Raw genomic sequence first — 12,831 nt, forward strand, 5'->3', positions numbered from 1 at the left:
TTTATGTTTAGTGATAGAATATTAATATAAATTCAAGTTGAAAGGAAATTTCCATGAGAAAGCAAACATTCTCTGTTGAAATTGAGGCCAATCCGAACGACCTGCTACAAATGAAGCATTATTTGAACAAATGGAAACCAGATTTTGTTTCGATTAGTAATCTAAGTCGCTACTCTTACGAAGAAATGGTCCAATGTGCCAGATACATTCAGACGGATTTAAATATTCCCGTTGTCATTCACCTAACCGGATTAACACATACAAAAGAACAGATAAAAAAAGCATTTAATCAATTAGTTAATTTAAATATCCATAATTTATTGTTAGTTCGTGGAAACATCCATCATAATATGCATATAAAAGATGATTTTAAATACGCTAGTGATTTGATTAAATACGTGAATCAACTAGATGAGGATTCTAGAATAAATATTATCGCTGGTTGTTATCCTGATACACATTCTCTCGCTGAATCACTTTCAGAAGATGTTAAGTACTTAAAGAAAAAAGTAAATACTGGTGTAGACAGTCTAGTATCGTTAATGTGTTTTGATAATGATAGGGTTTACAAATTTTTAGAAAAAACACGTGAATACAATATCAACATTCCAATTCGCGTTGGAATTATGCCAATCACTGACACATATAAAAAACATTACTTAGAACACAATGAGGTAAAAATGCCTAATTTTTTTGATACCACGGAAGATCTATTAAATGATGGAATTAAATTTGCCGTTAATCAAATCAATGATTTGTATAAACACAATGTCAATGGTATTCACCTATATACTCATAATGATTGGATGGTAACTGATCGAGTATTCGAACAAATCAAACAAAACTTATAAAGGAGCATCTTGCAATGGACAACAGTAATGCTGCTGATAATAAGCTTGCACCAACCAAGCAACTTACTGACGAACAATCTCGCCTAGTAGAACAGATTAAACAATTTGCAATCAATCACTTAAAGGATGATACCCATGCTGTATTTACCATTTATGGTGATGCAGGTACTGGTAAGTCTGTTATTTTAAGTAAGTTATTCTACGACATTCAACAAATGGCGCATGAAAAAAGCAATCCATTATATAAAACAAATAACTACTTCTTAGTTAATCATCCTGAAATTTTGAAAGTTTACAAGAAGATGGCTGGAAGTCAGGATAACGTATTAAAGAAGAACTTCAATCGCCCTACTTCATTTATTAACCAAAATGACAAGAACCATCAAAATGTAGACATTACAATTATCGATGAAGCCCATTTATTATTATCCCGTGGAGATCACTACAATAATTTTTATTATGATAATCAATTATCTGAAATCATCAAACGTTCTCAAATTACCATCCTAGTGTTTGACCATCGTCAAGTTCTTAGGACAAAATCATTTTGGAATCTGGACAGACTCCACCACATCATCGACCCATATACCAATGGTGAATACCACCTAACTCATCAATTCAGAATGACCGCCAGTGACTCATTGGTACAATGGATTAATACCTTTACTGATGGTAAATTAACTCCACTTCCCGCTAATGCAAAGGATAATTATGATTTTCGCATTTTTGATAATGCAGAAGAAATGCGTAAGGCTATCTTTGCTAGAAACGAGGAAGTTGGTCTTTCTAGAATCGTTTCAACATCAGGATATCCATCAACACTAGATGGCGGCAAACACTATGTAACCGAACCTGACTTCAAGATGCCATGGGACCAATATAACTACACGCAAACCCCATGGGCAGAAATCCCGGAAACTGTTAACGAAGTTGGTTCAATGTTTACATGTCAGGGATTCGATTTAAACTACGTTGGCGTCATCTTAGGACCTCCAATCTATCTAGATGGTGATGATGTCCACGTTGAAATGAGTAAATTCACCGACGTTGAATCACTTAAGAAACGTAAGGACATGGATGATCCCGTCGAGTTTGAAAAGATTAAAGAACAACTAGTATTAAACTCAGCCAACGTTTTACTAAAACGCGGGGTTAAAGGTTTATACATCTTTGTGCATAACCAAAAATTACGTCAACGTCTCTTAGACGACTACAAAAAGTTATAAAAAAGGTCACCTAGATAATCATTTCTAGGTGGCTTTTGTGTATAAACTGATATAATTGTTTCAATTAAGTTTTTTGGAGGGCAAAATATGAAATACTCGCTTAACTGGGATTTAGATTCAATCTTTGCCGGAGGATTACATGGTAAAGAATTAACTGATAAATTAATCGTCATCAGCGAATCAATCGAAACATTTCGCCAAGTCATTAACGATTATGAATTCGATGACGATGACGAACAATTCTCTAGATTTTCTGAACTAACCGACTTCTTACAAAAGATTCAGGCCGGAATTATTCAAGTATCGATGTACATAAATGGTAAATATTCCGACGACGTTAATAACGCAGAAGTTCCACCAATGATTGATAAAGTTCAATCACTAGATGTTAAGGCTGCCCAAGTCGAACAACTACTTCAAAAGAAGTTAACTGATTTATCAGATGATCGTTTTAATGAACTAATTAAACAACCTGGTTTAGACGCAATTGCCTTTTCTTTGAAGGAAAACAGACGTTTTGGAAAAGAGTTATTGGATGATACACAAGAAGCCATCATTTCAGAAATGAACTTAGAAGGTTTAAGTTCATGGTCAAACCATTACAACACATTAATTTCAGGCGTTAACATTGAATTTAGAGACAATGAAGGTAATCCTAAAACACTATCAGCCGGTCAAGCAGATAACGAAATCTTGGGTAATGCCGATACAAAGTATCGTAAAGACCTGATGCCAAAATGGGAAGTTGCATTTGAAGAAAAGCAAAATCTATTTGCAGATACACTAAATCACCTATCTGGTAGTCGCCTTTTGGATTATAAATTCCATGGTACCGACGATTTCTTAAAATACCCATTAGAACTTAATCGCATGTCAAAAGAAACACTAGATACCATGTGGAAAGTCGTTGACGATAACAAAGATGTCTTGATTAAATTTTTAAATCGTAAAGCCAAATTAATTGGAAAAGATAAGATTGGCTGGGAAGATGTTGCAGCACCAATTAACATTGGCAACGAAAAGCCTAAGACATTCACTTACGATGAGGCTGCAGAATTCATTATCAAACAATTCAACAGTTTTTCTCCTAAGATGGCTAAACTAGCCCAAAAGGCATTCGAAAACAGATGGATTGAAGCAGAAAATCGTCCAGGTAAGGAACCTGGCGGATACATGCAAGATCTACCAGAAACAGGTGAAGCCCGAATCTTCTTAACTTTCACCGGTTCACCAAACGATGCATCAACCATTGCTCACGAACTAGGTCATGCTTTCCACAGTAGCGTAATGAACGATTTACCATACTTCCGCCAGGACTATGCAATGAACGTTGCCGAAACTGCATCAACTTTTGGCGAACTAATTGTTTCAGATGCCAACGTTAAGGAAGCAAAAACAGACGAAGAAAAGATTAGCTTATTAAATGCTAAAATGGATAACCCTGTCGCAATGTTTTTAAACATTCGTGCTCGTTTCTTATTTGAAACTCGTTTCTACGAAAAAAGACAAAAAGGGATTCTAACCGCTAATGAAATTAATGATTTGATGTTACAAGCACAAAAAGATGCTTATGGAGAATCGCTATCTACCTACTCCCCTCATTTCTGGGCAAGTAAGATGCATTTCTACATCGATGATATTCCTTTCTACAACTTCCCATATACCTTTGGATACCTATTCAGTCTAGGAATTTATGCTAAGGCACAAACTACTGATAATTTTGAAGATCAATACATCTCGTTACTAAGAGATACTGCTAATATGACTACTGAAGAGCTAGCAAAAAAACACCTAGGCGTAGATTTAACCAAACCAGACTTCTGGGAAGCTGGTGTAAAACTAATCGAAAAAGATGTCGATGAATTCATAAAACTAACAAAAAAATATGTATAAAAAAAGAAACGCTCATAACGAGCGTTTCTTTTTTATTAACGAACTACAACGGCCATCTTACCTTCGTAGTTGTATAGACTCATGAATTGTGAGGTTGAAACCCAGAATACTGGGTTACTCTTACCTTTCTTGAATTGGTATCTCCATGATGATGGATCTGCCATCTTGAAGAATCCGTTCTTGTATCCAACAACAACTAAAGTGTGTCCAGTAGGTTTCTTCATACGATATCCAGTATAAGCAATCACTGAGTTACCGTGTTTGATTTCATTGATGATTTGATTCTTTGATGCACCACTGAAATTGTAAATTGTCTTTCTGTAAGTACGACCGTACTTAGCTAAAGCTCTTGGGAAGATTGTCCAGTTTTGGCTGGTGTTATTCTTAGCGAATGGATTACCTACGAATCCGTAGTTTTGATTGGTAGATCTTGGCATTCTATCTAAGAAGTATTTAATCCCCTTGTTTAAACCAATACTTCTAGTTGAAAGCGCCATCTTTAAGGCAGTCCCTTCACAACCGTTTGGGGCATCAAATGGGAAGTGTTGACTTGTATATACGAAAGGAATTTCGTAGACGCTAGTCTTGCTCAAATCCCTTGAGCTAACCCAACCTTGGTTGATCCCTTGATAACTAATCTTGTAGTAAACTGATTTTTTTAATTTAGCTACTTGAGTTAATTGAACAAGTTGGTTTTGAAGATTGATTTTCTTCATCACCTTTACTCCTTCTTTGTAAGGAGAAACGTAAGTATCTACGTTGTTTTTGTTAACGATTCTTGCATTTTGGTTTCGCGCTGAACTAATAGTATAGTTCTGACTTTCTGCGTTTGATGTATCAGAATGAGCTACGCCCAATGCGACGATAACTACACCTAAAAACATTACCACACCAAGTGCAGATAATATTTTCTTCATTATGTCTCCACTCCATCCATAAAATATTATTTATATTAATAATATAATACAAACTGATTTTAAATACTTAGAATAAACTGTTCTGTAAATAAGTTTTAACATTTTGGTAATATTTTTGACAACTTTATTAAAAAAGACGTGATTAATATGATAATCATGTCTTTTTTGGCATATTTTTCTATATTTAGTACAATTCTTCGACTTGCTTTTGCACATCTGGATGATTTACAAAATCATCGTAGTGGGTATCAGCTCTTTGAACCATCCCTTTATCAGATACTTCAATAATGTGGTCAGCAATAGTTTGTACGAATTCTCTATCATGAGAAGTGAAGACAATAGAACCATCAAATGGGATTAAAGCATCGTTTAGTGCAGTAATTGATTCCATATCTAAGTGATTAGTAGGATCATCTAGCATCAATACGTTACCCTTTTGTAGCATCATCTTGGATAACATACAACGAACCTTCTCTCCCCCTGACAATACCTTGATTTGTTTTTGGATATTGTCACCAGAGAATAACATTCTACCTAGGAAACTACGTAAGAATGGATCATCACTTTCTTCTTTAGAAGCAAATTGCCTTAACCAATCAATGATGGTTAATGAATCATCTTCGAAATCAGAGTTGATGTTCTTTGGCATGTAGCTAGTACGAGTAGTCTGACCCCATACTACTTCCCCTTCATCTGGTTCAATCTTGCCAGCAAGTATTTGCATTAAAACAGTAGTAGCAACGTCATTTCTACTGATGATTGCTGTCTTTTCACCAGGACGTAGTGTAAAGGTTATATTGTCCAAAATTTTCTTACCATCAATTGTCTTTGAAACACCCTTTACAGAAACCAAATCATTTCCTAAATCACGTTCTTTTTCAAACTTGATAAATGGGTATTTACGTGATGATGGCTGGATATCATCTAGTGTAATCTTATCTAATTGTTTCTTTCTTGAAGTAGCTTGCTTTGACTTAGAAGCATTAGCAGAGAATCGAGCAATAAATTCTTTCAATTCTTTGATTTGATCTTCTTTCTTAGCGTTAGCATCTTGGCGCATCTTAGCAGCTAGTTGACTTGATTTCAACCAGAAGTCGTAATTACCAACATATAGTGAAATCTTCTTGAAATCAACATCACACATCATAGTACATACTTGATTTAAAAAGTATCTATCATGTGATACAACGATAGCGATGTTTTCGTAATCAGCCAAGAAGTCTTGTAACCATTCGATGGTATGGTTATCCAAACCATTAGTAGGTTCATCAAGAAGTAAAATATCAGGGTTCCCGAATAAAGCTTGAGCTAATAAGACCTTCACCTTTTGTCCTTCGGAAAGTTCACTCATCTTTTCATAATGTAAGGATTCATCAATTCCCACGCTTTGTAGCAATTGTGATGCATCAGCTTCGGCGTTCCATCCGTCCATTTCGGCGAATTCACCTTCTAATTCAGCAGCCTTAACACCATCTTCGTCAGAAAAGTCTTCCTTAGCATACAAGGCATCTTTTTCCTTCATGATTTTGTATAGCTTTTCGTGTCCTTGAATTACAGTATCTAGGACTTCACAATCTTCAAAACCATAGTGATCTTGGTTTAAACTAGAAATTCGTTCATTCTTACCGATTGAGATACTACCACTAGTGGGTTCAATCTTTCCTTCTAGCATTTTTAGAAAAGTTGATTTACCAGCACCATTGGCCCCGATAACACCATAACAGTTACCAGGTGTGAATTTTAGGTTTACATCTTCGTATAGTTTTTTACCCGAAAAATGTAATCCCATATTAGTTACAGTTATCATTTCATACCTCCATCCAATCAATTAAGATAAAAAGAGCCCTTGTTTCTCAATTGAATCAAGGGCGTTTTTAATTATTGATTCTATTAATAACTCAGATAACCATATCATATGAAAACTACTTAGACAAGCTAATTATTAAAGCACGTCGTTAATATCGCTACTTCCGCTTGTAATTTCATAAATGTGGTTAATGGTCTTGTCGTCATGTAATACAGCAACAACGAAGTTAGCAACATCTTTTCTAGGAATATTCATACCTGATGCTCGTTGTTCGATTACATCGACCTTACCTGTTTCTTCATCGTTAGTTAGAGCTGATGGTCTAACAATAGTGTATTGTAAGCCACTGTTTATTAGCTCAACGTCTGCATAGTGTTTAGCGATGTAGTATCCATGCAAACCAGAATTAGCCCAGAAGCTTCTATCGTCAGCACCCATAGCACTCACCATGACGTAACGGTTAACACCTACTTGTTTAGCAGCTAGCATTGACTTTACAGCACCATCTAAATCGATAATCAATGTTTGATCATCTCCGGTAGCACCACCTGAACCAGCTGAGAAGACAATCTTATCAATGGAATTATCAGTATAAACCTTTGCCATTTCATCGATTGTGCCGTTCAAATTAAAGACAACCGGAGTGACATTTTGCATGTCATTGTATTCAGAAAATTGATTATCACTTCTAACACCGGCAAAAACGTTATCTCCAGTTTTACCTAGTTTTTCTACCATCTTAAAACCTACGTGACCATGGGCCCCAATTACTAAAACATTACTCATAATATCATCCTTTCCTTGCTTACTTATTGATAGCAATTTTATCAGTAATAAAACAACTCATAAAATAATTTGCTCAAAAAAAGACGACCATCATAAGATAGCCGTCTTTTACCATAATTGTTATTTATTAAGCGTTTTGTCTATAATTGTTTTTATTTTCTTTTATCAATAACTGGAACGTTACCATCAATCATACCTGAGTCACCAGATAGGATTAAAGCATTGTACATAACGTCGAACTTTAAATTTTGTTCTAGGAATGATCCACTATAGTCTTTGTAGTAGATTGGTCCTAAATCTGAATCCATACTTGCGTTAAAGTCTTTGTCTTCTAAATCAGGGTCAACTGCAATCAAGTCAAAAGATGTATCAATCGCACATGAACCTGCGTCAGAGTAGTTTCCAACACCATCATCTAGACTCAAGAAGAACTTTGCATCGCCTTGAATCTTGTTTTGAATCTTTTCTTTTGCTGCATCTGTAATAGTTAGTTTCATAAAAATGAACCCCCTTCATTTATATTACAATTATCTATAATACTCATATAAAATCTTGTGTCAATAGTTTGTACACGATTTAATTTAAATATGCGATATTTTTTTATTGGCGGTACCAATCATAAATACGTTGACCATCTTCATAGTTAATGTAAGAAACTTCGATGTTTTTTGATGAATTACCTTTTCTAATACTGACAGTGATATTAGCAAGATTATTTCTTTTCATAAATATACTGGAGTTAAAATGCATGCTTTGAATTTCGTGCCACCCTACATAATATGTTTTCTGTTTAAACAAAAATCCATTAGATACAATCAAATAATCATCCTTAGTATCTCCGGTCAGACCGATTGAACTAACGCGGTACCTAAAGTAAGCATTACCAAAAATGTAAACAAAGAGAAAAATATCGCATCCGACTAACACGTAAGATAGCGTCGACCATCCGATGAAGTAAATTACGATTGGTATGATTAACAATATCCAACAAATATTTCTAAAGAAGAGCCATATTGATCGTTTGCGAGAATTGAATTTTTCAATCGTTTTTAATGGTAACCATTCAAAAAATGCACTCATTACATCATCATACTTACGTGCGTCTAAAATTGGTAATACCACAGCTTGAGATGAGTCGTCATCATTGTCATCCGAAGCCATAACGATTTTAATTGTCATAATTTTCAATAGTTTACCCATAATATTTTGTTCTACCAAAACACTTTGAATCCTGTCAGTTGATAGTCTAACCTTGCTTCTGGTTATAAGTCCTTTTTCATATTCCAAATATTTGCCCTCTTTTACCAGGGTAAAATCATAAAGTTGAATCATCGTATAGATAAACGATAATAATAACGCTAATATAATCGCCATTATTGAAAAGGCAACCAAAGTAAAAATGTTGGATCCAGCCCCTTTTTGGTAAAGACTAATAGCGACTTCTAAAATTGCACCATGCGTGATATGTACAATCACAAACATAGTAATAAAGACTCTAAAGCTAGTAAAGGTATAAAGTGCAATATCTCTGGTAGAAATTTTGTATTGAGCATATTCATGAGCTTTATTTGTTTCTGATTCAGTTTTATCATCAGTCTTTTCAACTATTAGTTGTTTTGATTCATCGCTAGCATCAATATCTTGGTTTTCATATTGCTTGTGCTTTTCTTCTAAGATTGCACCAACATAGGTTTTAACCGCGTCCAAAGTAACTTGATCCTTAGATCCGCTCTTGCTGGCATTGTTAATTTGTAGTTTTTCAACATCAAAAATCCTAAACAACACAAACTGACTGTGTTCAATTGATTGAATTCTAGCAAATGGAACGTGGATAACTTTTTTAAAAAAGACACCTTTTTTAATCACAATTTGACTATCTTCTATTGAATAGGTAAAGCAAAGATAAGAAGATATATTCCATACTATCGTAATAATTACAAATACAATTCCAAGGATAGAACTATTAAGATGTAATGGTTCTCCGACAAAAGGACCTAAGAATATCGCCGCAATGATATCGGTAATATGATTTACAAAATTTAATGGGCTTAGATGTTTATCTTGCATTTCTAGCCTCCATCGCTAATCTCATCACTTGGGTCTTAATGTTTTCTGATTCTTCTTTAGTTACAGCATCAATATCATGACTGTCAGCAGAAGTATAAATGCTGATCTTATATAGATTCTTGTGTCTTAAAATGGGGCCTTGTTCAATATCAACGTTTTGTACACGAGCAATCGGAATAGTTGCTTGTTCTCTAAAGATAAATCCATTTTGTATTTCCACACGATCGTCATAAATTGCGTATTGATGAAATGCGTATCGATAAGGGATTGATATCATGTCTACTAATGCCGATATCACTAAAATTGTTCCTAAAACGGGCAAAATGTATTCGACGTATTTCCAATCCAAATATTTCACACCAATTGTTGCTGCAGTAAAGATAATGACTTCGACAACAATGGTGATAATAGCTGAATATAACCATACTACTTTGACACTCTCAGGTAATTTCTTCATTTATATTCTCTCCTAAATGTTGATATTTTATTCTCTCTCTAAATCTAGTAAAAAGTTATTGAAGTCAGCTAACTTACGATAGCTATCTGAATAGTCGACGTTTAAAATACGATGGCTGGGAATTATCAAAATTAGCGGATTAGTAATCACTGCTTTTCTTATGTCTGATTCTTTAAAGTCAAAGATATCACAAAATTCTTTGATATCCATGGTATCACCGTAATCAATATCATTAATTTTTTGATAGATTTGTTCGTTTAATCTGCTCGTTGATAAATCGATTGGTATCTCGAAGTACTTGCGGGTACCATCGATATATTCACGCAGTTGTATCTTATATTCTTCAGTTACTTTTCTATTAAATATGAATTCAGCATCTAATTTAGAGTAAAAGTTATAAATATTGGAAATTCCAGTATTAGGGTTATTAACAAAATGAATTCCCTCTCTGGTACAGGTAAAATAGATTTTTTGCTTTTGATATTCGACTTGATTCCAGTATAGTTTTTCCATTTGTATCCTTCCTATTTCTAGTATTATTAATATCTTACCATAACTTAGTTGTGGTTTTAGGTCAAAAAAAGACACGACATTATGTCGTGTCTTTTTAGTATTAAGCTACTCGAGCATAGCCAACTTCATGCCACCAAGGAACATGGATTTTTTCTGTTACAACTCCACGATTTTGTGCATCTATCATTCTATCATTACCAATGTAAATACCTACGTGGTAAATGTTACGACGACTACTACCAAAGAATACTAAGTCACCCTTTTTAACATGCTTTCTACTTACATGCTTATTAGTGTTGTATTGCATTTGAGCAGTTCTTGCTAAATTTTTGTGTGCACCATGACGATAAGCATATTGTGTAAAACCAGAACAATCAAAGCTATATGGCCCCACCGCTCCGTATACATATGGGTGACCTAACTTGCTTGAAGCTGATCTATATATGCTTGAAAAACGTGATTTACGTGATTTCTTGTGTGAAGTTTTTTTAGGTGCAGCTTTACGTGCTTTCTTTCGCGTAACCTTCTTTACAGTTTTATGTGCTTTCTTTTTAGCAGCTGGTTTCTTGTAAGAAGACTTTTTAGCTTTCTTCTTGTGTTTTTTTACTGTATGATGCTTCTTCGCTTTTTTCTTTTTTATAACCTTATGAGTCTTTTTATGATTAACCTTATTAGCGCTTGCGTTGGTAACATCAGTTGCAAATAATGTAGCCATCGCCAAAACAGTCAACATTATTAACATGATTGTCTTTTTCGTTTTTGTTTTGTTCATAGCACTTTATTCCCCGCTTTTAAAATTTTATAATTTCTTAACTTATGACTAAAGTATAGCTACAAAATGCTACATAACAGGAACAAAACTATTTCAAAAACATGAAAAAATGTTACCTAAGTGTTACATCCAATGGTTTTATAATATAAATCGTTCTATAATGAGAACTATACTTAACAACTTTTAAGAATAAGGTGATTTCATGGATTTATATTCATATGACTACTTAATCCATCCAAATACTATCGTTACATATCTATTATTAGCATTAGCGGTAATTGTTGGATTAATGATTATTTTTAATGGTTTTAAATATATGCGCGACAGGACAAACCTAAAATATCGTGATTTATTTATTACCATGATTGTTGTTGCCATACTATCAATCAGTATTGGCTTCAGTAATATTTTGCAACAACGCAACTCTTCGTCGCAAAACTCTCAAACTACTGAAATGGTAAAAGCCATTAGTAGAAGCAAACATATTTCTACATCAAAGATTTATGTTAGCTCCCCACAATTGACTAATGGTATGACTGTAAAAGTTGGAGATAAATTTTATCAAGCAACTTTTAACTCTAGTTTTAACAGCTATCAGCTTCAACCAATTCAATTAATTCCTACCAATATTACTTATCATGACAAACCATCATTCCAAATCGGTGACTTAAACAAGGAATACTTAGAAATATTGTTCAAGTTCTTAATTGGATTCGTCGTATTAGTAATTCAAATTAATATTTCCGGTAAAGGAAACTTGGCTCCTTCTAACGCAGTGGATCAAATTCAAAACTACGTTCTTGGGGGTATCATTGGTGGTATGATTTATAACCAACAAATCACCACCCTACAATTCTTCATCGTCTTGTTAATTTGGTCTTTGGTTATCTTTACTAGTCGTATCCTCAGTCGTCAATTTGCAATATTCCATCGAATATTCAATGGGGATCCACAAAACATCATTACTAATGGAATCGTTAATGTTGATACTGCCTTAAAGAATGGTATGTCAGCAGCCGATTTGTCATTTAAACTAAGAACTAAGGGAATTAGCAACTTCCAGGATGTTAAATCTGCTGTCCTAGAACAAAATGGACAACTTACGATAACTACCTTTGGTGATGAATCACTAAGTTATCCTGTCATTACAGATGGAACTGTCAATCCCGAAGTCCTAGAAAAGATGGGACGTGACATGGACTGGATTGAACAATTAGCTAAAGATTCACATAAGGAAATCGCTCAAATTTACTTGGGGCAATATGTTGATGATCATTTGGTAATCATTCCATATCCTACCCATAAGAAGCGTCCATGGTACTACGAACTTGGTGAACGTGTAGAAAACTTCTCACACAATCACAATTTAACGCCTGAAAGAATTAAGAATGCTAAATCATTACAACAACTTAAAGAACTTTCAAAGAAGCGTCATTTAGGTGCTAAATCAAACAAAGATAATAAGAAACCTACTAATCAGCGTGGTACAAAAGGGACAAAAGAAAAATAAAAAAAGATAGGTCTTATGACCTATCTTTTTTA

General features: G+C 34.3%; 12 protein-coding genes. 4 read left to right on the forward strand and 8 right to left on the reverse strand.

The window, feature by feature from the left end; genetic code table 11:
- The first annotated feature begins 53 nt into the window (after positions 1-53).
- From FD688_RS05130 to FD688_RS05140, 3 genes are all read left to right on the forward strand, one after another.
- Positions 54-851, forward strand: a complete 798-nt coding sequence (locus FD688_RS05130; protein ID WP_138742065.1) for a methylenetetrahydrofolate reductase — start codon at positions 54-56, stop codon at positions 849-851.
- Between the two features lie 14 nt (positions 852-865).
- Positions 866-2,077, forward strand: coding sequence for a DUF2075 domain-containing protein (locus FD688_RS05135; RefSeq protein ID WP_138742066.1), 1,212 nt, complete (start codon positions 866-868; stop codon positions 2,075-2,077).
- An 87-nt stretch (positions 2,078-2,164) separates the two neighbouring features.
- Complete coding sequence (locus tag FD688_RS05140; RefSeq protein WP_138742067.1) at positions 2,165-3,970, forward strand: M3 family oligoendopeptidase; 1,806 nt, start codon at positions 2,165-2,167, stop codon at positions 3,968-3,970.
- Between the two features lie 35 nt (positions 3,971-4,005).
- Here FD688_RS05140 and FD688_RS05145 read toward each other — a convergent pair whose 3' ends face one another.
- The 8 genes from FD688_RS05145 to FD688_RS07460 form a co-directional block, all read right to left on the reverse strand.
- Positions 4,006-4,887: a C39 family peptidase gene (locus tag FD688_RS05145; protein WP_138742068.1), complete on the reverse strand. Its 882-nt coding sequence runs from the start codon at positions 4,885-4,887 to the stop codon at positions 4,006-4,008.
- Positions 4,888-5,071: 184 nt separating this feature from the next.
- Entirely contained in the window at positions 5,072-6,694 is a 1,623-nt protein-coding gene (locus FD688_RS05150) for an ABC-F family ATP-binding cassette domain-containing protein (protein ID WP_138742069.1), read from the reverse strand.
- 135 nt (positions 6,695-6,829) lie between these two features.
- The gene (locus FD688_RS05155; protein WP_138742070.1) at positions 6,830-7,480 is read right to left on the reverse strand and encodes an SDR family oxidoreductase; all 651 of its coding nucleotides are present in this window, start codon (positions 7,478-7,480) and stop codon (positions 6,830-6,832) included.
- Positions 7,481-7,632: 152 nt separating this feature from the next.
- Entirely contained in the window at positions 7,633-7,977 is a 345-nt protein-coding gene (locus FD688_RS05160) for an iron-sulfur cluster biosynthesis family protein (protein WP_138742071.1), read from the reverse strand.
- Between the two features lie 103 nt (positions 7,978-8,080).
- Positions 8,081-9,547 carry a PH domain-containing protein gene (locus FD688_RS05165; RefSeq protein WP_138742072.1) on the reverse strand — a complete coding sequence of 489 codons (1,467 nt, stop codon included), beginning with the start codon at positions 9,545-9,547 and terminating at the stop codon, positions 8,081-8,083.
- The gene (locus FD688_RS05170; RefSeq protein WP_138742073.1) at positions 9,537-10,004 is read right to left on the reverse strand and encodes a PH domain-containing protein; all 468 of its coding nucleotides are present in this window, start codon (positions 10,002-10,004) and stop codon (positions 9,537-9,539) included. The genes FD688_RS05165 and FD688_RS05170 overlap by 11 nt, the downstream gene beginning before the upstream one ends.
- Before the next feature lie 27 nt (positions 10,005-10,031).
- The gene (locus FD688_RS05175) at positions 10,032-10,517 is read right to left on the reverse strand and encodes an MGMT family protein (RefSeq protein WP_138742074.1); all 486 of its coding nucleotides are present in this window, start codon (positions 10,515-10,517) and stop codon (positions 10,032-10,034) included.
- Between the two features lie 100 nt (positions 10,518-10,617).
- Positions 10,618-11,289 (reverse strand): C40 family peptidase, encoded by a 672-nt coding sequence (locus FD688_RS07460; protein ID WP_318530880.1) that lies wholly within the window; start codon positions 11,287-11,289, stop codon positions 10,618-10,620.
- A 202-nt stretch (positions 11,290-11,491) separates the two neighbouring features.
- On the opposite strand from FD688_RS07460, the gene FD688_RS05185 reads away from it, so the two are divergent.
- Complete coding sequence (locus tag FD688_RS05185) at positions 11,492-12,799, forward strand: DUF3290 family protein (RefSeq protein ID WP_138742075.1); 1,308 nt, start codon at positions 11,492-11,494, stop codon at positions 12,797-12,799.
- Positions 12,800-12,831: the final 32 nt, after the last annotated feature.

It is taken from the genome of Apilactobacillus kunkeei, assembly GCF_005930975.1.
Classification (GTDB): Bacteria; Bacillota; Bacilli; order Lactobacillales; family Lactobacillaceae; genus Apilactobacillus; species Apilactobacillus kunkeei_E.

What these genes read in the sequence shown, in the direction of transcription:
- FD688_RS05130 (WP_138742065.1), top strand. Translation starts at nt 54, where the DNA reads ATGAGAAAGCAAACATTCTCTGTTGAAATTGAGGCCAATCCGAACGAC.
- FD688_RS05135 (WP_138742066.1), top strand. Translation starts at nt 866, where the DNA reads ATGGACAACAGTAATGCTGCTGATAATAAGCTTGCACCAACCAAGCAA.
- FD688_RS05140 (WP_138742067.1), top strand. Translation starts at nt 2,165, where the DNA reads ATGAAATACTCGCTTAACTGGGATTTAGATTCAATCTTTGCCGGAGGA.
- FD688_RS05145 (WP_138742068.1), bottom strand. Translation starts at nt 4,887, where the DNA reads ATGAAGAAAATATTATCTGCACTTGGTGTGGTAATGTTTTTAGGTGTA.
- FD688_RS05150 (WP_138742069.1), bottom strand. Translation starts at nt 6,694, where the DNA reads ATGATAACTGTAACTAATATGGGATTACATTTTTCGGGTAAAAAACTA.
- FD688_RS05155 (WP_138742070.1), bottom strand. Translation starts at nt 7,480, where the DNA reads ATGAGTAATGTTTTAGTAATTGGGGCCCATGGTCACGTAGGTTTTAAG.
- FD688_RS05160 (WP_138742071.1), bottom strand. Translation starts at nt 7,977, where the DNA reads ATGAAACTAACTATTACAGATGCAGCAAAAGAAAAGATTCAAAACAAG.
- FD688_RS05165 (WP_138742072.1), bottom strand. Translation starts at nt 9,547, where the DNA reads ATGCAAGATAAACATCTAAGCCCATTAAATTTTGTAAATCATATTACC.
- FD688_RS05170 (WP_138742073.1), bottom strand. Translation starts at nt 10,004, where the DNA reads ATGAAGAAATTACCTGAGAGTGTCAAAGTAGTATGGTTATATTCAGCT.
- FD688_RS05175 (WP_138742074.1), bottom strand. Translation starts at nt 10,517, where the DNA reads ATGGAAAAACTATACTGGAATCAAGTCGAATATCAAAAGCAAAAAATC.
- FD688_RS07460 (WP_318530880.1), bottom strand. Translation starts at nt 11,289, where the DNA reads ATGAACAAAACAAAAACGAAAAAGACAATCATGTTAATAATGTTGACT.
- FD688_RS05185 (WP_138742075.1), top strand. Translation starts at nt 11,492, where the DNA reads ATGGATTTATATTCATATGACTACTTAATCCATCCAAATACTATCGTT.